At 70.3% G+C, this 20,429-nt stretch carries 20 protein-coding genes; 3 read left to right on the forward strand and 17 right to left on the reverse strand.

The window, feature by feature from the left end; translation table 11 throughout:
* The first annotated feature begins 113 nt into the window (after positions 1-113).
* A complete protein-coding gene (locus OG798_RS21525) occupies positions 114-1,523 on the forward strand; it encodes a Cys-Gln thioester bond-forming surface protein (RefSeq protein WP_267061841.1) in 1,410 nt (469 codons plus the stop codon).
* A 121-nt stretch (positions 1,524-1,644) separates the two neighbouring features.
* On the opposite strand, the gene OG798_RS21530 is transcribed toward OG798_RS21525, so the two are convergent.
* From OG798_RS21530 to OG798_RS21585, 12 genes are all read right to left on the reverse strand, one after another.
* The gene (locus OG798_RS21530; protein WP_095854575.1) at positions 1,645-2,277 is read right to left on the reverse strand and encodes a sigma-70 family RNA polymerase sigma factor; all 633 of its coding nucleotides are present in this window, start codon (positions 2,275-2,277) and stop codon (positions 1,645-1,647) included.
* A gap of 120 nt (positions 2,278-2,397) precedes the next feature.
* A complete protein-coding gene (locus OG798_RS21535) occupies positions 2,398-3,108 on the reverse strand; it encodes a hypothetical protein (protein WP_095854574.1) in 711 nt (236 codons plus the stop codon).
* Positions 3,109-3,287: 179 nt separating this feature from the next.
* Positions 3,288-4,046 carry a YcnI family protein gene (locus tag OG798_RS21540; RefSeq protein WP_267061844.1) on the reverse strand — a complete coding sequence of 253 codons (759 nt, stop codon included), beginning with the start codon at positions 4,044-4,046 and terminating at the stop codon, positions 3,288-3,290.
* A gap of 30 nt (positions 4,047-4,076) precedes the next feature.
* A complete protein-coding gene (locus OG798_RS21545; protein ID WP_267061845.1) occupies positions 4,077-4,664 on the reverse strand; it encodes a hypothetical protein in 588 nt (195 codons plus the stop codon).
* A gap of 517 nt (positions 4,665-5,181) precedes the next feature.
* The gene (locus OG798_RS21550; protein WP_267061846.1) at positions 5,182-5,700 is read right to left on the reverse strand and encodes a hypothetical protein; all 519 of its coding nucleotides are present in this window, start codon (positions 5,698-5,700) and stop codon (positions 5,182-5,184) included.
* A gap of 101 nt (positions 5,701-5,801) precedes the next feature.
* Positions 5,802-6,413, reverse strand: a complete 612-nt coding sequence (locus tag OG798_RS21555) for a vitamin K epoxide reductase family protein (protein WP_097225844.1) — start codon at positions 6,411-6,413, stop codon at positions 5,802-5,804.
* A complete protein-coding gene (locus tag OG798_RS21560) occupies positions 6,413-6,910 on the reverse strand; it encodes a DUF5949 family protein (protein ID WP_095854569.1) in 498 nt (165 codons plus the stop codon). Before OG798_RS21560 ends, OG798_RS21555 begins: the two co-directional genes overlap by 1 nt.
* Before the next feature lie 178 nt (positions 6,911-7,088).
* Entirely contained in the window at positions 7,089-7,328 is a 240-nt protein-coding gene (locus tag OG798_RS21565; protein WP_095854568.1) for a chaplin, read from the reverse strand.
* 117 nt (positions 7,329-7,445) lie between these two features.
* Entirely contained in the window at positions 7,446-7,748 is a 303-nt protein-coding gene (locus OG798_RS21570; protein ID WP_267061847.1) for a hypothetical protein, read from the reverse strand.
* Positions 7,749-8,012: 264 nt separating this feature from the next.
* Positions 8,013-8,252 carry a chaplin gene (locus OG798_RS21575; RefSeq protein WP_095854566.1) on the reverse strand — a complete coding sequence of 80 codons (240 nt, stop codon included), beginning with the start codon at positions 8,250-8,252 and terminating at the stop codon, positions 8,013-8,015.
* A gap of 459 nt (positions 8,253-8,711) precedes the next feature.
* On the reverse strand, positions 8,712-9,524 hold the full coding sequence (locus OG798_RS21580) for a chaplin (protein ID WP_095854565.1): 813 nt from the start codon (positions 9,522-9,524) through the stop codon (positions 8,712-8,714).
* A gap of 129 nt (positions 9,525-9,653) precedes the next feature.
* A complete protein-coding gene (locus OG798_RS21585) occupies positions 9,654-9,911 on the reverse strand; it encodes a chaplin (RefSeq protein ID WP_095854564.1) in 258 nt (85 codons plus the stop codon).
* A 438-nt stretch (positions 9,912-10,349) separates the two neighbouring features.
* Here OG798_RS21585 and OG798_RS21590 point away from each other — a divergent pair, with 438 nt between their 5' ends.
* Entirely contained in the window at positions 10,350-10,760 is a 411-nt protein-coding gene (locus OG798_RS21590; protein WP_095854563.1) for a rodlin, read from the forward strand.
* 244 nt (positions 10,761-11,004) lie between these two features.
* Complete coding sequence (locus tag OG798_RS21595; protein WP_095858060.1) at positions 11,005-11,412, forward strand: rodlin; 408 nt, start codon at positions 11,005-11,007, stop codon at positions 11,410-11,412.
* Between the two features lie 186 nt (positions 11,413-11,598).
* Here OG798_RS21595 and OG798_RS21600 read toward each other — a convergent pair whose 3' ends face one another.
* The 5 genes from OG798_RS21600 to mmsA all read right to left on the reverse strand — a co-directional run bounded on the left by OG798_RS21600 (position 11,599) and on the right by mmsA (position 20,425).
* Entirely contained in the window at positions 11,599-13,203 is a 1,605-nt protein-coding gene (locus tag OG798_RS21600) for a vWA domain-containing protein (RefSeq protein WP_267061849.1), read from the reverse strand.
* A 174-nt stretch (positions 13,204-13,377) separates the two neighbouring features.
* Positions 13,378-14,241 (reverse strand): ABC transporter permease, encoded by an 864-nt coding sequence (locus tag OG798_RS21605; RefSeq protein ID WP_095854561.1) that lies wholly within the window; start codon positions 14,239-14,241, stop codon positions 13,378-13,380.
* Positions 14,238-16,895: an alpha/beta fold hydrolase gene (locus OG798_RS21610; protein WP_328757542.1), complete on the reverse strand. Its 2,658-nt coding sequence runs from the start codon at positions 16,893-16,895 to the stop codon at positions 14,238-14,240. Before OG798_RS21610 ends, OG798_RS21605 begins: the two co-directional genes overlap by 4 nt.
* Before the next feature lie 172 nt (positions 16,896-17,067).
* Entirely contained in the window at positions 17,068-18,477 is a 1,410-nt protein-coding gene (locus OG798_RS21615; protein ID WP_097225837.1) for an APC family permease, read from the reverse strand.
* A 445-nt stretch (positions 18,478-18,922) separates the two neighbouring features.
* Positions 18,923-20,425, reverse strand: coding sequence for a CoA-acylating methylmalonate-semialdehyde dehydrogenase (mmsA, locus tag OG798_RS21620; RefSeq protein WP_328757543.1), 1,503 nt, complete (start codon positions 20,423-20,425; stop codon positions 18,923-18,925).
* Between the last annotated feature and the right edge of the window lie 4 nt (positions 20,426-20,429).

The following is a 20,429-nucleotide window of genomic DNA, read 5'->3' on the forward strand; positions in this document are numbered from 1 at the left end:
GGAAGCGCGGTGCGCCCACGTCCTTAGGATGCCGGGCATAGCTCACGGGGCTTCTGATTCTGCTGGCGGGACCGTCCCCCCATGTCAACGGGTCCTGCTCGAAGGGGAATTCTGTGTTTTCTTCGTTCTCTGCGTGGTCCGCGCGCAGGCGAGGGGCCGCTCGCCTCGCCGCCGCGACGTTGGTGTCGGGGCTCGTCGCCGCGGGGGCGCTGGCCACCGCCGGTGCGGCCGCCGCCGACGATGCCCCGCAGAGTCAGGGCGGCGCGACCGCGACCATCGGCGGTCTGAAGACGTACGGGGCCGCGGTGGTCCACGACCACGGCGTGGACCAGCAGGTGTCCGCCGGTCTGTTCGAGATGTCCGTCGACGGCGGCGGCATGCTGCAGACGTACTGCATCGACCTCCACAACCCGACCCAGCGGGACGCCCAGTACCAGGAGACCTCCTGGAGCGGCACCTCGCTGAACGGCAACAAGGACGCCGGCAAGATCCGCTGGATCCTGCAGCACTCCTACCCACAGGTGAACGACCTCGCGGCGCTGGCCGACATGGCCGGTGCGTACGGACTCACCGAGCAGGACGCGGCGGCCGGCACCCAGGTGGCCATCTGGCGGTACTCGGACGGCGCCGACGTGGACGCGTTGGACCCTCAGGCGGAGAAGCTCGCCGACTACCTGCAGAAGAACGCGCGGAACGTGGCGGAGCCCAAGGCCTCGCTGACCCTCGACCCGCCCGCGGTCTCCGGTCACGCCGGCGAGCGGCTCGGCCCGATCACGGTGCACACCGACGCGGACAGCGTGACGGTGACGCCGCCCGCGGACGCCGCCGCCAGTGGGGTGAAGGTCGTCGGCAAGGACGGCAAGGCGATCACATCGGCGGCGGACGGCAGCCGGCTCTACTTCGACGTGCCGAAGGACGCCACGGACGGCTCGGCGGCGCTGACCGTGCAGGCGTCGACGACCGTGCCGGTCGGCCGGGCCTTCGCCTCGGGGACCCGCAGCCAGACACAGATCCTCGCGGGCTCCAGCGAGTCGACGGTCTCGGCGACGGCGACCGCGAACTGGGCCAAGGAGGGCGCGATACCGGCGCTGTCCGCCACGACGAACTGCGCCAAGGGCGGCGTGGACGTCACGGCGACCGTCACGGGCGACGCTCCGTTCACCTTCGAGCTGATGGGGGCCGAGCACACCGTCGCCGCGGGCAAGTCCCTGACGGTGACGGTCCCGCTGCAGGAGGACCAGGCGTACGACTTCACGCTGACGGGTCCGAACGGTTTCGAGAAGCACTTCACCGGCATGCTCGACTGCAAGACACAGGGCAGCGCGAGCGACATCACGACCCAGACCGTCGGTGAGCCGAGCCCGGCCCTGGCGAGCGCCGACTCCACCGGCGGCACCAACCTCGCCGAGACCGGCGGCTCCGGCGCGACCCCGATCATCGCGGGCATCGCCGTCGCCCTGGTCATGATCGGCGGCACGGCAGTATTCCTCCTCCGCAAGAAGAAGGCACCGGCGCAGAACTGAGCCTTGCGACACCGCACCTTGGCAACTCAACAGTGAGTGACCGCAGCACGGTGACTCCGTGAGCCGCGGCCCCGGCCCGCCCTCAGGCGACCGGGGCCGCGTCCCTTTCCGGCCGCGCCCGTCAGGCCATCGCGCCGACCAGCTCGCGCCGCTCGGGCAGTCCACAGCGTTCGGCGTCGGACAACGAGGCGATCAGGGCGCTGCGGGCACGGGCCACACGTGAGCGGACCGTACCTATGGGGCAGTCGCTGACCAGGGCCGCCTCCGCGTACGGCAGTCCGAGGAGCTGGGTCAGCACGAAGGCCTCGCGACGCTCCTCGGGCAGTTCGGCCAGCAGTTCGTCGAGTGCGATGCCGTCGTCGAAGCCCGGCAGGCCGCACGGCTGGGCGCGTTCGGCGGCGAGCTGCCAGTCGTCGGAGTCGGCCAGTCGGGGCCGGGCCGCCGCGGTACGGAAGCTGTCGATCACGGCCCGGCGCGCGATGGCCAGCAGCCAGGTACGGGCCGAGGAGCGGCCCTCGAAACGGTGCAGGCTGCCGAGGGCGCGCAGGAAGGTGTCCTGGGCCAGGTCGTCGGCGGTCTGCGGGTCCGCGCCCAGATAGGTGACGTAACGGCGTACGTCGCGGTGCAGGGCGCGCACGAACTGGTCGACGGCGTCGGGGTCACCGGCGCGGGCGGCCAGCGCCCAGGCCGTCAGCGACGCGTCACGTGAGGTGGGCAGGGCAGGAGTGGTCACCTGGTGTCCTTCTCGGGTCATCCGGGATCCGGACCGGGCGCGCGAGGGCGGCCCGAGGGTCCGGTGAGCGAAACCGGCCGCACGAGGGCGTACGGCCGAGGCCCGGGGCGCACAGGGGCGGCCTCGGGGAACCGGCTGTCTTCAGACGACAGCGGTCCCGGCGGGCGGACCCCGAGAAGTGATCGCGTGGACGAGAAGGAGCCGGCGCGGCGCGCGGGCGGAGCGGTCGCGGCGGACGCGCGGACGCGGGCGGCTCACCGGCGCGGGCAGCGCGAGCGGCAGCCGCAGCGGGGCCGCCAACAGGCCGGCGAGGGCCCGCAGGACACGGAAGACGGCGCGCTCTCCGTGCGCGAGCCAGAGGCCGCAGAGCAGGGCGGCCAGCAGGTGGGCGGCGAGCATGCCGAGCGAGGACGACGTGCCGTCCGCCGCGTGACCCAGGTGATCCATGGCGCCCATGTCCATGGCGTCCATGCGTGTCGAGTCCATGGGCACGGAGTTCGGGGACATAGAACTCATGGACATGGGACCCGTGGGCATGGAGTTCATGTCGTGGCCGGTGAAGACCGAGGCCGCCGCGCCCCACACTCCCAGGGAGCCCGACGACTGCGCGAGCGAGAACACCGAGTGGAGTACCGCCTGCGCCGCGACCACCGCGGACACGATCAGGGGCAGTCCGCGTTCCCGGCCGGCCAGACACCAGCCCGCGCCGCCGACCACCGCGCCCGAGGCGCCCAACGCCCACCAGGGCACCGTGCCGCCGGACATCATCACGTGCCCCAGGGCGGCGAGCAGCACACAGACGACCGCGAACACCGCGGCCCGTACCGTGCGAGAACACCACCCAGCAGTCATGGCGGGCTCATCCTCGCATCCGGGCAACAGGCTTCATGGGAGGGTACGGAAATTTCTCACCCCCCACTCATGCGCGGGCTCAACTCGCGTCGGACGCGCGGTGTTCACGAGCGAGCTGGTGGGGGGCCGTCCCGCCGACGGAGGACGAGGTCGGCGGGACGGCAACCGAGAGGCCTCGCCTACTCGGAGCGGGCACCCCGGCCGCGCGCGAGGGCGTAGCCGGCCGCGGCCAGGCCCAGGACGCCCACGACCAGTCCGGCGATGCCCAGGCCACGGGCCGTGGAGTCACTGCTCGACGTCGAGTCGGCCGCGACGGCCGGCGCCGAGCTCGACGACGAGGACGAGGCGGAGCCCGACGCCGCGTCCGAGGTCCCGTCGGAACCCGTCTCCGCGTCCTCGGTGGTCAGGGTGAGCACCGGCGCCGGGTTCTCCGGCTCTTCCCCGCCCTTCTGCTCCTCCTCGATCCAGCGGACGACGTTGCCGTCCGAGTAGGTCTGCAGGGTCTTGAAGCTCAACTGGTCGGTGTCGTCGGGCAGCTGGCCGAAAGCGACGTTGAAGTCCTGGTACTGGCCGTGCCGGATCCGGCCGCCGGTCCAGGTGATCTCCGAGACGGCCTCGGTGATGGTGCCGTCGTCGGTCTTGACGGGGGTCTTGAGCTTCGTGGTCGTCACCTGCGCCGTCCAGCCCTCCTGAGGGGTGACGAGCACGCCGAGGACCGGGTGATCCGTCGGCAGGAAGACCTGGACCTTCGTGGTGCTCGCGGTGTCCTCCTCGTTGGGGACGCGGAAGGTGAGAACACCGTCCGTGGCTCCCTTGGCGTAGGTCTCGGGGTGGACCGTCACATGCGCGAAGGCGGCGCCCGCGGCGGCCAGGACACCGGCGGTGGTGAGGGCGGCGACAACGCCGGCGCGGCGCAGGGTGGTGCGAATCGGGGACATCAGGGGAACTCCGTACTGGTGGGGTTGCGGTCAGGGCGTGTACGCAAGCCCTGCCGGTGGTCCCCGACGGGAGACCGCGTGGCGCAGCAGCAGTTGCCGAAGCGGCCGGGGTTCCCGCGCGGTCCGGCGTACGACGGCCGGCCGGGTCGGTACGGCGGACCACCCCGCGCGCACCCGCCACCAGGCGGCGAGCCCCGGTACGAGCACCGCGGCCCGCCGCAGCAGGGACCAGAACGCGGCTTCACCGCGCCGCAGCCACCAGGTCGCGAGGAGGGCGGCCACCACGTGGGCGGCGGTGGCGTGCGGTGTCATGGCGTGCCCTGCTGGGTTCACCATGTGCGCGCCGTGCATGTCCATCGCCATCCGCGGGCCGGCCGCCTCGAAGGCGAGGTGCAGCCCGGCCTGGGCGGCCAGCATCCCGCCGCCGATCCCGACGAGCGAGCGTTCGCGTCCGCCCAGCAGCCAGCCGGCCGAGAAGACGGCGAGGAGCCCGGCGCCGTCCGCCCACAGGGGCGGCGCCTGACCGGTGGCGAGCCCGTGCCCCCCGGCGGCCAGCAGCACGCACAGCACGGCGAACACCGCCGCGCGCAGGCTCCGTACCTCTGGGGACGCACTCATGGAGCCCAGATACTGCCATGGCGGGCGAACGGCCGTCGCGGCTTCCCGAGCAGCTGCTTCCTCCGAGGCCGTCCGGGGGCCTCGAAACGCCGCTCGGGCAGGGGCCGGTCGAGCCGGGGAGTGAGGGAGGAACCTGACATACCGCTTCGCCGTGTCGTGCTCGACGACTATCAGGGCGTAGCGACCGAGGTCGCCGGTGGCGGACGACGTGGAGGTCGCGAGCCCGTCGGCTGACCGGCAACCCCCTGACCGCCGCAACCCCGCCGACCTTGGAGAACCCGACCACCGCGCCGGGCCTCACCATGCTCCTGGGCCGCATCAGCGATCACCCAGGCGATCGGCAGCGCGGATGTGAGCGCCCTCAACGGCGCGCCACTATCTTCGACATCGCTCCTCCCCCACAGCAGCCTCGCTGCTGTCACGCTGTCGCCCTTTGCCGTGTGACCGGCCTTCCCGGCCTCCGAGCACTACGGCGACTGCGCCACGATCCGGCGCCATCAACGGGCCAACCGGAGTACTAAGCGCCCTCTCCCATGCCGACGTTCGCCCCGGGCACCGTCTTCAGCAGTGGTCCGAGGACGGCGGCCTGAGGGAGCTTCAGGTCCGGCAGACCGTAGTGGTCGGGGTTGGGTGCGCTGAGCGGGGTGTCCACGGCCAGCCCGGGCGTCAACGTGGTCAGATCGGCGGCGGGCGCGTCCGCCCCGAGGTGTTCGAAGCCGTGCCCGACGATGTTCGGAAGAGGCGTGTGCAAACCCGCCCCGGGCAGTCCGGCGCCGACCGGCAGTCGCGGCACCGCCTGGTCGGGGAGCAGTCGGCCCTCGACGTACCGCGGTCCCTCGGGTCCACCCGGCGTCGGCACCGGAAGCTCCCCGGCGATCTTGGGCGTCTGCAGGTTGAGGGCGCGCCCCACGCCGTCCAGAGGTACCGGAACGGGAACCTTTTCGGCCGCGACGGCCGGGGTCACGGCGGCGGCACCCATCGCTGCCGCGACGCCGGTGACGACGGCGGCAAGAGTTCCTCGAGTGGTCGACTTCATCTCAGGTACGGTCCCTTTCATGATTCGGTGGATCTGCGTCCATACCGGGTAACGATCCTGAGAATGCCTTCAGTTCAAGATTCCCCAGACGGACCCAATAGTCAGCTCGTCCAGAAATTCCACCAGCGGGTCAGGATCAGCATCCCGATGATCCCGATGTGCACGACCGGCAGGACCCAGGTGAATTCTCCGAGGAATCCCCGCAACCCGTCGGGCGCGGGCAGAAATGCGTGCCGTACGTTGAACGACGTCACGTACCAGAACATGATGATCGTGGCGACCCAGGCCAGACAGCACCACAGGCACAGCGCGTTGATGCGGTACAGCGACTGGAACTGCAGCCAGGTGCAGAATCCGACACCGAAGAGGGTGCCGGCGTTGAAGGTCAGCCAGTACCAGCGCGGGTAGGTGGCCCGCGCGAGCAGGCTCATCCCGACGCAGATCACGATGCCGTACGCCACCAGGCCGAGCATCGGGTTGGGGAACCCGAAGGCCGCGGCCTGCTTGCTCTTCATGATGTTGCCGCAGGAGACGACCGGGTTCAGGCTGCACCCCGGCACGAAGTTCGGATTCTCCAGCAGCTTGAACTTGTCGATCGTGATGACCCACGCGGCGAGCAGACCGGCCGCGCCGGTGATCACCAGCAACAGGGCGAACGCGCGGCTGCCCCCCGCGGTCCGCACCCTCGCGGCGCCGCCCGCGGTCCGTGTCATCAGCCGCGCAAACTGTGCGCGGGCAGGAGTACGTGAGCCGCGCTGAGCAGGATCTCCTCGTTACCCGCGAAGGCTGCCAGGCTCTCCGGCTCGACGGGCTTGCCGGGCTCGGCCTCGGGCCAGGCGCGGGTGGCGAACAGAAAGTAGGCGTAGCCCCGTTCACCGACCGCAGCGAGCCACTCGGGCGGCACGACGCACTGAGCGTTGAGGTACGGCATCGAGACGACGGCCTGGCCCGCCTCGACAAGGAGGGTGAGCGGCAGGTTCGGCTGCCGGGTCCCGTCGAGGAGCGAGTCGCCGACGGGCAGACCATTGTTCCGCAGCAACTGCTCGATGGCAGCCGTGGCGGCCTCCGGGCCGCCTTCACCGTCCCCCAGGGAGTAGGCGAGGAGATAGGGCATGTCGCCGTCGGGCACTTCACCGCTGAAGGCAATGACGGCGAGCGTGCCGAGATCGACGGCCCGGAAAGGGCGCGCTTGGCTTGAGGTTGAGGTCACCGCGGAACCTTATCGACGCACCCGAACGGGCCCGGTCGATTTCTCACCCGAACGGCCGATGGTCGACGGGCGACCACACGAATGGGGGACGCTCCTCGAACAACGCGAAGGGCCGACTCCGCGGGTACGGAATCAGCCCTTTCAGTCCGCGTGCGACGTCAATCGAGGGGGCGCGACGTCACTTGTTGTCGCACACGTTCCCAAACGCCGGGTTCAACGCGCCGATGACGTTGACGCTGAGGCCACAGGCGTTCACCGGAATGTCCACGGGGACCTGAATGACGTTGCCGGAGGCGACACCGGGAGAATTGGCCGCCGCGCCCTGTGCGCCGGCATCGGCGACGGCGCTGCCCGCGGCGGCACCCGCGGCCATTCCGACGGTGGCGAAAATGAGAGCGGCCTTCTTGGCAAGGTTCATCGTCCGTCCTTCCTTGGTGACTTTCTTCAGCCTAGGGATGAGTCCGCAGGCCTTTCGGGAAGACACGCGATGAAGGGAATCCATTTCCCTGAACCGACTGGCTCCGGAGGGAACCGATCAGCTCCGGAGGGGAAGTCCGCCGAGGAGCCGCGCGGGGCCGCCGGCCGCGTTGAGCGCCTTCGTCGTGCCGCTCACGGTGTTGAGCACCGAACTCTTGTTCTCGGTGTCGAGCGCGTTCGACTGATGCTGCAGGGGCTGCACGTCCTTCAGGCTGAGCGAGCGCGGGCTGCCGATGGTCTCCAGCGCGCCGTTGAGACTGGTGGGCGTGAGGTCGGAGGCCTCGACGGCAAAGGCCGGTGCGGCGGCACCAGCGATGACCATGGACCCGGCAACGACAGCGGCAGCATTCAGGGACTTCATCGTGTTCCTTTCTTCGGTGACAGGTGCCACCGGAGGGAATTTCCGCTTTTTCCGGACTGACTAACGAGGCCCGGACACGAAGGAAACCCTGTGCAGACGTTTCCCGCACCCCACCCGAGCGTCTGACCCGGCAGGTCAATGACCGGGGCGAGGTTGCCGCCGCTGTCGGCCCCACGACGTCACCTGTGCCAGGAGCATCGGGACAACGCGGGCCGGCCGCCCTCCCGTTGGGGAAGGCGGCCGGCAAAAGGGTTGGCGCTGACGTCAGCCGTTGGCGCAGGTGTTGCCGAACGCGGGGTTCAGCAGACCGATGACGTTCACGGTGTTCCCGCAGGCGTTGACCGGAACGTGGATGGGCACCTGCAGGACGTTGCCCGACAGGACGCCAGGGGATTGGGCCGCCGAGCCGGTTGCGCCGCTGTCGGCGGCAGCGATGCCGGCGGTGCCCGCCATGGCAGCGGCGGCAACGGTGGTCAGGGCCAGGCCCTTCGCGATACGCGACATGGAGAAGTGCTCCTTGGAATCGTCACAACGTCCGGGCGAGATGCCCGGTGCTGGAATCAACGCGCAGGACACGCACGAGTTGCGGCTCCAAAGGAGTGATCTCACCGTCACCGAACTCCACCATTCCGAAACATTCATGAGATTTAACCGACAAACGCAGTGAGTGGCTGGCGCCGAAAACCTCCCGCAGCTCCTTGCCAAGGGGGATGCCGGAATCAGGCTCGGAATACCGACCTGAAATCAGACCTCGGCCATCCATCGGGAGTTGGACCCCGCGCAAGAACTGGCGCACTGCACCGGGCCACCTGGAGACCGACCGAGACCCCAGCACCCGCGGACCGGCACGGGCGGGACGCGGCCATGCGCGTCCAGGCGCCGGTGCCAAGGAGCGGAAGGACAAAGGGAACAGCACAATTGGGTGCCGGGCGCGGCGAAGCGTCCGGCACCCAGAGCGTCGTACTACCGGCGGGAGGCGACTCGACCTCGTCGGTACAGGACGGCTCCGCCGATCAGCAGCGCGGCGCCGGCGGCCGAGGCCCCGAGCACGCTCTCACTGCCGGTGTGCGCCAGCGTGGGCGGATTCTCGGAGGGAGAATCGGGCAGGACCGGCTGCCGGACGGTCAGCGGGGGAGTGACGGGCGTCACCGGCGGGACCGTCGGAGGCGTTACCGGCGGAACGGTCGGAGGCGTCACCGGCGGGACCGTCGGAGGCGTTACCGGCGGAACGGTCGGAGGCGTCACCGGCGGGACCGTCGGAGGTGTCACCGGCGGGACCGTCGGAGGCGTCACCGGCGGAACGGTCGGAGGCGTGCTGGGAGGTGTCACCGGCGGAACGGTCGGAGGGGTCACCGGCGGGGTGTTGACGTTGCCCCCAGGCCCGTTCCCGCACCTGTTGCCGAACGCCGGGTTCAGCAGGGCGACGACGTCGACCGTGTTGCCGCACGCGTTCACCGGAACGTCCACCGGGGCCTGGGCATGGTTGCCCGACAGGACGCCGGGCGAGCCCTGGGTCCTGCCGGACGCCGTGGAGCCGGACGAGCCGCCCTGCGAACCCGAGCCGTTGGTGCAGGAGTTCCCGAAGGTCGGGTTGAGCGCGCCGATCACGTTGACGGTGTTGCCGCAGGCGTTCACCGGCACGTGCACCGGAACCTGAACGCTGTTGCCCGACGCGACGCCGGGTGAGTCCATAGCGCTGGCGTCCGCGTGCGAGTCCGCGAACACGGGGGTGCCGTACAGGGACAGGATGCTCGTCGCGGCCGCGGCCACGACCATTCCCCTACTCAGGTTCTGTCGCAATCTCGTTGTCTTCCTGCTTGAAAGAAGTGAGGAAAGCCGGCCTTGGTGCCGAAAGAGCGACCCAAGGCCGACCATGACACAGCCGGGAAGGCTGGTGTTGTCGCGTCAGCCGTTGGCGCAGCTGTTGCCGAACGCGGGGTTCAGCAGGGCGATGACGTCGACCGTGTTGCCGCACACGTTGACGGGGACGTGAATGGGGACCTGAATCACATTGCCCGAGAGGACACCCGGCGAGCCGACGGCGGAACCCTCGGCACCGGCGTCCGCGAAGGCCGGGGCGCCCATGCCCAGGGCCATGATCGCGCCGGCGACAACAACAGCGCTCTTCTTGTGCTTCACGTAATTTCCCTTCTCTGCGGTCATGGCCCTATGACGGCCGAAACCGAGCGAGCACACCTTGAGCGGCTCGCACCACGACCTGCAGTCCGTAAACGAGGGAGGACCGTCCGAAGAAACTAAAGAAAGTGCGCCGCTTGGGAATTCACTCGAATCGCCCTGTGCTCGAATCGGCACCGAGGTGCACACGAACACCCATGCGGGAAGGAACGGTTCGCGCCGACACACGGGCGACGGAAGCTGCGACCGCCGCGGCCACCGCCTTCTTGAACATGCGCCGTTCCTTTCCGCGCAGAGACATATATTCCTGCTCTCGCATCAACCCGGCGATCCTGGACTGGTTTCGGTGATTCACCCGATCGGCCGCATTGGGCCATCAGGGTGAATGGGAGCAACCACGGGCGTCCGCGGCGGTTGAACCACATCGCTCCGATGGACGGGGTTTCTTCAGAATGGATCCAGCCAGTGATCAAGAAGGTTATGACCGCCGCCGCGGTCACCGTTTGCGCCGTCGGCGCTTCCGCTGCTGCCGCGCCGCAGGCGCTGGCGATCGGGAATGACGGTGGGACGACGTCCGTCAGCGGCGTCGGTGCCACCCAGTCGTTCGGCAACTCGGCGACCACGGGGAACATGAGCCCGCAGCTGGGGCTCATCCAGGGCTCGCTGAACAAGCCCTGCGTCGGCCTGCCCGCGAAGGCCAACGCGGGCTCGCTCGTCGGCGTCGTCCCGATCGCCGTCCAGGACGTCCCGGTCCTGTCTGCCCCGCAGAACCAGCAGTGCGTCGAGAACTCCACCCAGGCCAAGGGCGACGAACCGCTGTCGCACGTCCTGGACCAGATCCCGGTCCTGTCCGGCAACGGTGTCGGCAACAAGTAGCACTTTCCGTCGGCGGGCCGCAGAACTCTCGGCGGCCCGCCGACCCACCTTCTTTACGTGACCATTCACTTGCCGATTCACGTCACGAGTCACGTGTCGAAGAGGCCCACTGGCATATCGGGTGACGGGCCGAACGCCCCGCATGCTGGGCCAAATGGGGCACTACCCGCAACCCTTGGGCGGTCTGCCCAGTTGATGATCATGCAGCTCCCCAACAGGAGTCCGCTTTTCGAAGGGAATGAACATGAAGAAGCTGTGGGCAACCGCGGCTATCGCCGCTTCTGTCGCCGGTATCTCGGCCGCGGCCGCCCCCCAGGCTCTGGCGATCGGCGACGACGGTGGCACGACCTCCGTCAGCGGCTACGGCGCCACGCAGTCGTTCGGCAACTCGGCGACCTACGGCAGCATGAGCCCGCAGATGGCGCTCATCCAGGGCTCGCTGAACAAGCCCTGCGTCGGCCTGCCGGCCAAGGCCAACGTGGGCTCGCTCGTCGGCGTCGTCCCGATCGCCGTCCAGGACGTCCCGGTCCTGTCGTCCCCGCAGAACCAGCAGTGTGTCGAGAACTCCACCCAGGCCAAGGGCGACGAACCGCTGTCGCACATCCTGGACGACATCCCGGTCCTGTCGGGCAACGGCACGAACAACAGCTGATCCCAGCACCGCGAGAGCGGGCCGCCGAGCACCTCGGCGGCCCGCTCTTCGCGTGCCCGGCGGCCCGCTCTTCGCGTGCCCGGCGGCCCGCTCTTCGCGTGCCCGGTGGCCCTCTTGGCGTACTCGGCGAACCACCCTTCGCCGCTCACTACGCCGCGTACGGTCGCCAAGTCCTTACCGCCGCCGCTATCCCATGAGTCCGCTCGCCCGCTCCACCGCGGCCGCCAGGTCGTCCACCGCCTTGTCCTCCGCGGCGGAGGCCACCCGGTGGGCGCGGTCGGCGAGTTCGCCCAGCGGGAGGGCGCCGGGGAGCGGGTTCGCCTTGTCGTCGCCCGTGCGCAGGTCGTCGGCGAAGTACGCGGCGACGGCGTCGACCTGGAGGCGGGTGGAGGAGGTCCACAGGTCCTCGTCGAGGGAGCCGGTCTCCAGTTGGCCGGACTCCTCGTGCGGGGCGCGGGTGTCGGGGTCGAGCCAGCGGACGCTCGCGGTGGCGAGGTGGCCGGAGGCGCCGGGCCTGGTGCGGACCGCGTAGAGGGCGGTGACCGTGTGGCCGGGGCCGATCTCGCCGCCGTCCACGCGGTCGTTGCGGAAGTCCTCGTCGGCGACCTGGCGGTCGTCGTATCCGATGAGCCGGAACTGCTTGACGGTCTGCGGGTCGAAGGCGACCTGTGCCTTGGCGTCGCGGGCCGTGAGGTCGACGTTCTGCGGGAGCTGCTCGCAGAAGACCTTGCGGGCCTCCTCGATGGTCGAGACGTACGTCGTGTGGCCGTCGCCCTTGTCGGCGAGGCGCTCCATGAGGGCGTCGCCGTACTCGCTGCCCACGCCGACGCCGAAGAGGGTGATGCCGTGTTCGCGGCGGGCGGTGGAGATGTTCTCGAGGATGGCGTCCGCGTCGGTCTCGCCGGTGTTGGCGAGGGCGTCGGAGATCAGCACGACGCGGTTGGTGGCGCCCTCGCGCAGTCCCTTGACGGCCGTGGCGTACCCGGTGCGCACGCCCGCGCCGAGGTTGGTCGACTCCGTCGGTTCCAGTCCCCTGATCGCGTCGTAGATACGGTCGCGGTGGTGGCCGACACGGGTCATCGGGAGCACGGTCCGGGCCTCGTCGCTGAAGGTGACCACGGCCACCGAGTCGTCGTCGCGCAGCCGGTCCGTCATCACGCCGAGGGCGTCCTGGGCGAGGTCGAGTCGGCCGGGCTCGCCCATGGAGCCGGATATGTCGATGACGAAGGTGAGGGCGGCGGGCGGGCGCTTGCCGCTCTGGGCGGCGTCGCGGGTGGCGAGGCCGACGCGGACCAGCGACCAGTCCTTCTCCCGGGTGCGGGCGCCGTCGACGGTGACCGAGAAGCCGTTGCCGTCGGGACGCCGGTAGTCCTGCCGGAAGCTGTTGACGAACTCCTCGGGGCGGACCGTCGACGCCTCGGGCAGCCGGCCGTCGGCAAGGGCGCGGCGGGCGTAGCCGTAGGAGGCGGTGTCGACGTCGAGGGCGAAGGTGGAGAGGTAGTCGGGGGACGGCGCGAACTCGCGGCTCGCGTCACCCGTCGGCGTGTCCTTCTGCTCGCCCTGGGAGGTCCCGGAGGTCCGGTTCGGGGCGGGCTGCGGGAACCCGCGTCCGCCGGACTTGTTCGAACCGTCCGTCGAGGATCCGTCGTTGTCGCTCGCACCGCAGCCGGTGAGGAGCAGACCGCCGGCGAGCGTGAGGCCGATCAGGGTGGCGGCCAGTCGCCGCGGTCGCCCTGTCCTCGGCTGCCGCCGCGGTCGCACTGTGTGTTCGTCGTTCCCCGTCAGTGTCATCCGTGCCCCCTCGGTGAGTCGCCTGTTCGCCGACTGTCTGCCGACGTCGTTGGGCCGACGTCTGTGACTGTGACGCCCGAGGGGGCCCGGATGTGCGCTACGGAGCGTTGCGGATGGATCTCGAAGCGGCCACGAAGGGCGGTCGTCGAGACCGGTAGGTGACGCTCCGGAGATCTACGACACGATGTCCTTGCGCCGGAAACCCCGGAAGGCCAGGGCGAACAGGACGAGGGCGTACGTTATCGAAATCGCGGTGCCCTGGATCATGCCGCCCCACTCCGGGTTGGGCTGTATGGCGTCGGCCCAGGCGAACTGCCAGTGCGCGGGCAGGAAGTCGCGCCAGTGGCCGAGGGCGGTGACCGCGTCCAGGACGTTCCCCACGATCGTCAGGCCGACCGCGCCGCCGACCGCGCCCAGGGGTGCGTCCGTCTTGGTGGACAGCCAGAACGCGAGCCCCGCCGTGACCAGTTGGGACACGAAGACGTACGCGATGACCACGAGGAGCCGCTGGGCCGCGGTGCCCGCGGAGAGCGCGCCGCCGGTGGGGATCTCCAGCGGCCCCCAGCCGTACGCCGCCGTGCCCACCGCGAGGGCGACGATCGGCAGCAGCACCATCGCGGCGAGGCTGAGGCCGAGCGCGACGGTGAGCTTGGACCACAGCAGCCGGGCCCGCGGCACGGGGGCCGCGAGCAGATAGCGCAGCGAGGACCAGCTCGCCTCGGAGGCGATCGTGTCCCCGCAGAACAGCGCGACGGGGATGACCAGCAGGAATCCCGCGGAGACGAAGAGGTTCACCGCGGCGAAGTTGGCGCCCGACGCGGTCGCCGTGTCCATCAGGGTGACCTGCCCGTTGCGCGAGCCCGGGTCACCGCCGATCGCGAACGCGACGACGAGCACGAAGGGCAGCACCGCGAGGATCGCGCCCATGACGAGCGTGCGGCGCCGCTTCAACTGCCGCAGCAGCTCGACCCGGAGCGGCAGCGTGTGCCGCGCCCGGTAGCCGTCCGCCGTCTCGGCCCGCTCGACGAGCGTGCTCATGCGGCACCTCCGATCAGGGTGAGGAACGCGTCCTCCAGCCGGCGGTGGGGGCCCACCGACCGCACGGGGACTTCCAGTCGTACGAGTTCCACGAGCAGGCGTTCGGCGCTGCCGTCCTCGTCGAGGCGGACCAGCAGCCCGCCCTCGGCGGCGACGGCCGAGGCCACGCCGGGCAGCGCGCCGATCTTCTCGACGACCGGCCCCTCCACGGGCGCGCCCGTACCGACGAGGAGGGTGTCGCCGGAGCCGACGATCTCGCTCACCGGGCCGGCCTGGATCAGCCGGCCGCGGTCCATGACCACCAGGTCGGTGCAGGACTGCTCGACCTCGGCCAGCAGGTGACTGGAGACGATGACCGTGCGGCCCGCGGCGGCGTAGCGGATCATGACCTCGCGCATCTCGCGGATCTGGGGCGGGTCCAGACCGTTGGTCGGTTCGTCGAGGATGAGGAGGTCCGGGAGGCCCAGCATCGCCTGGGCGATGGCCAGGCGCTGGCGCATGCCCTGGGAGTAGGTGCGGACCGCGCGGGCAAGCGCGTCGCCCAGGCCCGCGATCTCCAGCGCCTCCTCCATGTGGGCGTCCTCGGCCGGACGGCCCGTCGCCCGCCAGTACAGCTCAAGGTTCTCGCGGCCCGAGAGGTGCGGCAGGAAGCCCGCGCCCTCGACGAACGCCCCGACCCGGGAGAGCACCGGGGCGCCGGGCCGGATCGCGTGCCCGAAGACGCGGATCTCGCCGCCGTCGGGCTTGATGAGGCCCATCAGCATGCGCAGCGTGGTCGTCTTGCCCGCGCCGTTCGGCCCCAGCAGGCCCAGGACCTGGCCCTTCTCCACGCGGAACGACAGGTCCCGTACCGCGTACCGGTCCGCCGACTTCGCGTACCGCTTGCTCAGGTCGGTGATCTGGAGCGGGACTTCGGCGAGCTCGGGGTCGGGCGCGACCGGAGCCGTACGACGACGGCCGGTCAGCAGGAGCGCGGCGGCGGCGAGCGCGCCGGCCAGGGGCAGCCACCCCACCCAGGAGGGCAGCGCGGCGGCGGCGGTCTTCACACCGGGCGCGGTGGGCACGTGCAGGTCGCTCTTCAGGGAGACGGTGTACGTCGCCGGGGCCGCAGGTGAGGCGTAGCCGAGGTCCGTCGAGGCGAGGACCAGGCGCAGCCGGTGGCCCTTCTGGACCTCGTGGTCGATCGCGGGCAGCACGATCGTGACGTCCTTGCCCGCCTTGGCGCCGGTCACCCGCACGGGCGCCACCAGCTGCGAGGGCAGTACCGGCTGGCCGGCGCCCGGCCCGACGTCGTACACCTTCCCGAAGAGGACCGCGTCGTCGGTGCTCGACCGGACGTGGACGGTCACGGTCGGCGACCCGGTGATCCGCAGGTCGCCGCGGAGCGCCGCGGAGTCGAACCGCGCGTACTGGCCCGGGAAGTCGAGGGACACCCCGAGCCCGAGCGCGGACAGCTGGGACAGGCCGCCGGTGCCGCCGAGTCCGGGGAGGGCGGAGATCGCGGGCGGGCTCGCGCCCGCGGGGTTCTGGAAGGTCTGCTCGCGTCGGTCCTCGCTCAGCGCGATGGCGTGCTCGCCGCTCTCCAGGCCGGGGTAGACGTCCGCGCTCGCGCCCCGCAGCTGCGCGGCGCCGTCGGTGGAGTCGATGCCGCCGGTGCGGGTGATGCGGAAGGCGGGACCGGTGTCGGTGTTCTTGTCGTCCTTCAGATAGCGGTCGAACCAGGAGCCGACACGGGCCTCGACACGGCTCGTCTCCGGGTCGCCGCCGTCGTGCCCGCCGGCGATCCAGTCGACGTCCACGGGCGCGCCATTGGCCCGGATCGCCTTGGCCATCGCGTCGGCCTGGCCGAGCGGGAAAAGGGAGTCGGTCTGGCCCTGCAGGATGAGTGTGGGCACCTTGATGCGGTCGCCGACGGCGGACGGTGAGCGTTGCTCCAGCAGGGCGCGCGCCTGGGTGTCCGGCTTCCCCGACTCCGCCACCCGGTTGTACATCGCGCACAGCTGCGCCTCGAAGCGGTCGCAGCCGCCGCCGGAGTTGATGAATATGCCGGCCCAGAGCTTCTTGAACACGTCGTTCGGGAAGAGGGCGTCCGCCAGGTTCCAGTACGTGATCGAGGGGGCGATCGCGTCGACCCTCTTGTCGTACCCGGCGGCCAGCAGGGAGATCGCTCCGCCGTACGAGCCTCCGGCGACTCCCACGCGCGGGTCGCCGCTCTTGTCGAGCCGGACCTCGGGCCGCTTGGCCAGCCAGTCGATGAGCTTGGAGACGTCGGCGACCTCGCCCTTGGGATCGTTCAGCCCGATCTTGCCGGTGGAACGGCCGAAGCCGCGCGCCGACCAGGTCATCACCGCGTACCCGTCGCGGGCCAGTTGCTCCGCCTCCCGCCGCATGTCGTCCTTGCTGCCGCCGAAGCCGTGCCCGAGGAGCACGGCGGGGCGGCGTCCGGAGCCCGCGGTGAAGAACGACGTGTCGATGTCGACCCCGGCGCCCGTGGTCATCACACGGTCGGTGCGGTGGAGGGCCGGCCCGTCGTCCGAGGCGACAGCGGTCCACGTACCGGCGCCGGCGAGCACGACGACGGCGGCCGCGGCGGCGAACCACCGTCGGCGTCCTCGCCGTGCGGGCCCGCGCAGTCGGGGCAGTCGAAGATCCATGTGTCAACGGTACGGGCCGCCACCGACAACGAAGGCAGCCACCGGTCTGAACCCGCACCCCTCCTCCGGGCGTACGAGGCCCCTCCCGCATACCGCGCCCGTGGTACGAGCCCTCTCGGGCATCTTCACGAGCGCGGTGGTGACGTGGGGCTTCGCGTGCACCCCGGAGGGCTCAGGCCTGGACGTCCTCCGGGATCGACACCAGCCAGCGGGTCTCGCGGCGCGGGCGGAGGTAGAAGGCCCAGTAGAGAGTGGCGACGGCTGTGATGCCGCCGGTCCACAGCAGGTACGTCATCTCCTGCTGGCTCAGGATGTAGGCGAGGACCGCGATGAGGAGCACCGGCATCGCGGGCCACAGCGGCATGCGCCAGGCCGGGGTGTGGCGGTGCTGGCCGCGCCGGGCGAGCAGGGCGGCGACCGCGACGAGCAGGTACATGGCCGTCACCGAGACGCCCGTGACGCCGTACAGGGTGTCCAGGTTGACGAAGCAGAGGAGGGCACCGGGGACGCCCACCAGGAGGGTGGCGACCCACGGGGAGCCGAAGCGGCCGAGGCGCGAGAGGCTCTGGTTGACCGGCTCGGGCCAGGCCTTGTCACGGGCGGAGGCGAACAGCACCCGGGAGTTCTGGATGACCATGACGATGCCCGCGTTGATGATCGCGAGGGCGACGCAGAGGCTGACGAAGGTGCCGACGGCGGAGTTGGACCATGCCGTGACCATGCTGCTGATGTCGCCGCCGGTGAGGGTGGACAGGTCCGAGGCGCCCATGGTGATCGCGACGACCGGGACCAGGATGATCACGGTCGAGATGGCGAGGGTGGCCAGGACCGTACGGGCGACGTTGCGGCGAGGGTTCTCCAGTTCCTCGGAGAGGTAGACCGCGGTCGAGAAGCCCTGGGTGATGAAGAGGGCGATCGCGAGCCCCGAGACCACCAGCATGGCCGTCACGGTGTCCGTGTGGCCGCCGGAGCCCGCCACCTGCATCGAGGTGAGGCTGTCCACGCCGCGCCGGCTGTGCGTGAAGCCCAGCACCGCCACGACGGCCGCCGCGATGACCTCAAGGACGAGGAAGACGCCGGTGATCCAGGCGTTGGCCCTCAGGTCGAGCAGGCCCGCGAGGGTGGCCAGGAGCATCACGCCCGCGCCCGCCATCGACGGGTTGAGGTGCACGATCGGCGCCAGGTAGTCCGCGGTGCCCATCGCGATCACCGGCGGCACGATCATCACGACGAGGAGGGAGAGCACGAAGACCAGCCAGCCCGCGAGTCGTCCGGCCATCGTCGACACCATGGCGTACTCGCCGCCCGCGCTGGGGATGAGGGTGCCCAGCTCCGAGTAGCAGAACGCCACGGCGATACAGAGCAGCGAGCCGATCGCGATGGTGAGCGCGGTCGCCGTGCCGAGGGACGAGAACAGGTCGGGCACGACCACGAAGAGCGTGGAGGCGGGCGTCACGCACGAGAGCGTCAGCAAGGTGCCGCCGACGATGCCGATGGAACGCTTGAGCTTTTGGGGGCTCCCGGAGGCCGTGGGGGCGGCGTCCGGCAGGGCCTGCTCGACAGGGCGAAGCGTGTCGGTCATGAAGCGGTTCCGATCGACTTATGCGTCAGAAGACGGCTCGTGCGTCAGGTGATTCGGTCGGGAGCGCTATCGCCTCCGGCGGCTCGCGTCGTTCATCTCGTCGTCCGCTCCCGACGTTGATGGAACCTTGACGGAAACCGTTGCGTCAATGGCCGTTTACCTACGGAATCCGCACTGCCAAAGCGACGCACGTCACATCACTTTCCCAGGCCCTGACGCCTACGTGTTGCAATCATCAAGACATATCGGAGTGTGACCTTGCTTTCGCAGGCCGCGACAGCAAAACACCTCAGCTATCCGTTTCATCACCTCATGACGAGAACCGCAGTCGAGGCCTCGAAATTCACCAGGATTGGTCCGCACTCCGGGATGCCCGGCGAACACGGGAGCCGAGCATGGCGGTGCCCCGCCCCCCGAGACGGAGGGCGGGGCACCAGGGGGTCACTCAGTGGTTGCGCGGGAAGCCCAGGTCCACGCCTGTCGGGGCGTCGGCCGGGTCGGGCCAGCGGGTGGTGACGACCTTGCCGCGGGTGTAGAAGTGCGTGCCGTCGTTGCCGTAGATGTGGTGGTCCCCGAAGAGGGAGTCCTTCCAGCCGCCGAAGGAGTGGTAGCCGACGGGCACCGGGATCGGCACGTTCACGCCGACCATGCCCGCCTCGACCTCCAGCTGGAAGCGGCGGGCGGCGCCGCCGTCCCGGGTGAAGATCGCGGTGCCGTTGCCGAAGGGCGACGCGTTGATGAGGGCGACACCCTCCTCGTAGGTGTCCACGCGCAGCACGCACAGCACCGGGCCGAAGATCTCGTCCTTGTACGCGTCCGAGGTCACCGGCACCCTGTCGAGCAGCGAGAGGCCGATCCAGTGGCCGTCCTCGTACCCCTCGACCGTGTACCCGGTGCCGTCGAGGACGACCTCGGAGCCCTGCGCCGCCGCGCCCTTGACGTAGGACGCCACCTTGTCGCGGTGCACGGCCGTGATCAGCGGACCCATCTCGGAGGTCGGGTCGTTGCCGGGGCCGATCTTGATCTTCTCGGCGCGCTCGCGGATCTTCTCCACCAGCGCGTCGCCGACCGAGCCGACCGCGACGACGGCGGAGATCGCCATGCAGCGCTCGCCGGCGGAGCCGTAGGCGGCCGACACGGCGGCGTCCGCGGCCGCGTCCAGGTCGGCGTCCGGGAGGACCAGCATGTGGTTCTTGGCGCCGCCCAGGGCCTGCACGCGCTTGCCGTTCGCGGAGGCCGTGGTGTGGATGTAGCGGGCGATCGGGGTCGAGCCGACGAAGGACACCGCCTTGACGTCCGGGTGCTCCAGGAGGCGGTCGACCGCCACCTTGTCACCGTGGACGACGTTGAAGACACCGTCGGGCAGACCGGCCTCGGCGAGCAGCTCGGCGACCTTCATGGCGGCCGACGGGTCCTTCTCGGACGGCTTCAGCACGAAGGTGTTGCCGCACGCGATGGCGATCGGGAACATCCACATCGGCACCATGGCCGGGAAGTTGAACGGCGTGATGCCCGCGACGACGCCCAGCGGCTGCCGGATCGACGCCACGTCGACCTTGGAGGCCACCTCGGTCGACAGCTCGCCCTTGAGCTGCACGGTGATCCCGCACGCCAGGTCGACGATCTCCAGACCGCGCGCCACCTCGCCGAGCGCGTCCGAGTGCACCTTGCCGTGCTCGGCGGTGATCAGCTCGGCGATCGCGTCCCGGTTCTCGTCGAGCAGCGCCCGGAACTTGAAGAGGATCGTGGACCGCTTGGCCAGCGAGGACTGGCCCCAGGTCGCGTACGCGTCCTTGGCCGCGGCGACCGCGGCGTCCACCTCGTCGACGGTCGCGAAGGCGACCTGTGTGGTCACGGCGCCGGTCGCCGGGTCGGTGACCGGCCCGTACGTACCCGACGCACCCTCGACAGTCTTGCCACCGATCCAGTGGTTGACGGTCTTCGTCATGGCC

It is taken from the genome of Streptomyces sp. NBC_00271 (assembly GCF_036178845.1).
In the GTDB taxonomy this organism is placed as follows: Bacteria; Actinomycetota; Actinomycetes; order Streptomycetales; family Streptomycetaceae; genus Streptomyces.

Coding starts and splice junctions, on each gene's coding strand:
- mmsA (WP_328757543.1), bottom strand. CDS start 20,425: ATGACGAAGACCGTCAACCACTGGATCGGTGGCAAGACTGTCGAGGGT.
- OG798_RS21615 (WP_097225837.1), bottom strand. CDS start 18,477: ATGACCGACACGCTTCGCCCTGTCGAGCAGGCCCTGCCGGACGCCGCC.
- OG798_RS21550 (WP_267061846.1), bottom strand. CDS start 5,700: ATGAAGTCGACCACTCGAGGAACTCTTGCCGCCGTCGTCACCGGCGTC.
- OG798_RS21570 (WP_267061847.1), bottom strand. CDS start 7,748: ATGAAGTCCCTGAATGCTGCCGCTGTCGTTGCCGGGTCCATGGTCATC.
- OG798_RS21605 (WP_095854561.1), bottom strand. CDS start 14,241: ATGAGCACGCTCGTCGAGCGGGCCGAGACGGCGGACGGCTACCGGGCG.
- OG798_RS21595 (WP_095858060.1), top strand. CDS start 11,005: ATGAAGAAGCTGTGGGCAACCGCGGCTATCGCCGCTTCTGTCGCCGGT.
- OG798_RS21530 (WP_095854575.1), bottom strand. CDS start 2,277: ATGACCCGAGAAGGACACCAGGTGACCACTCCTGCCCTGCCCACCTCA.
- OG798_RS21585 (WP_095854564.1), bottom strand. CDS start 9,911: ATGACCGCAGAGAAGGGAAATTACGTGAAGCACAAGAAGAGCGCTGTT.
- OG798_RS21575 (WP_095854566.1), bottom strand. CDS start 8,252: ATGTCGCGTATCGCGAAGGGCCTGGCCCTGACCACCGTTGCCGCCGCT.
- OG798_RS21565 (WP_095854568.1), bottom strand. CDS start 7,328: ATGAACCTTGCCAAGAAGGCCGCTCTCATTTTCGCCACCGTCGGAATG.
- OG798_RS21545 (WP_267061845.1), bottom strand. CDS start 4,664: ATGAGTGCGTCCCCAGAGGTACGGAGCCTGCGCGCGGCGGTGTTCGCC.
- OG798_RS21580 (WP_095854565.1), bottom strand. CDS start 9,524: ATGGTCGTGGCCGCGGCCGCGACGAGCATCCTGTCCCTGTACGGCACC.
- OG798_RS21535 (WP_095854574.1), bottom strand. CDS start 3,108: ATGACTGCTGGGTGGTGTTCTCGCACGGTACGGGCCGCGGTGTTCGCG.
- OG798_RS21600 (WP_267061849.1), bottom strand. CDS start 13,203: ATGACACTGACGGGGAACGACGAACACACAGTGCGACCGCGGCGGCAG.
- OG798_RS21555 (WP_097225844.1), bottom strand. CDS start 6,413: ATGACACGGACCGCGGGCGGCGCCGCGAGGGTGCGGACCGCGGGGGGC.
- OG798_RS21610 (WP_328757542.1), bottom strand. CDS start 16,895: ATGGATCTTCGACTGCCCCGACTGCGCGGGCCCGCACGGCGAGGACGC.
- OG798_RS21540 (WP_267061844.1), bottom strand. CDS start 4,046: ATGTCCCCGATTCGCACCACCCTGCGCCGCGCCGGCGTTGTCGCCGCC.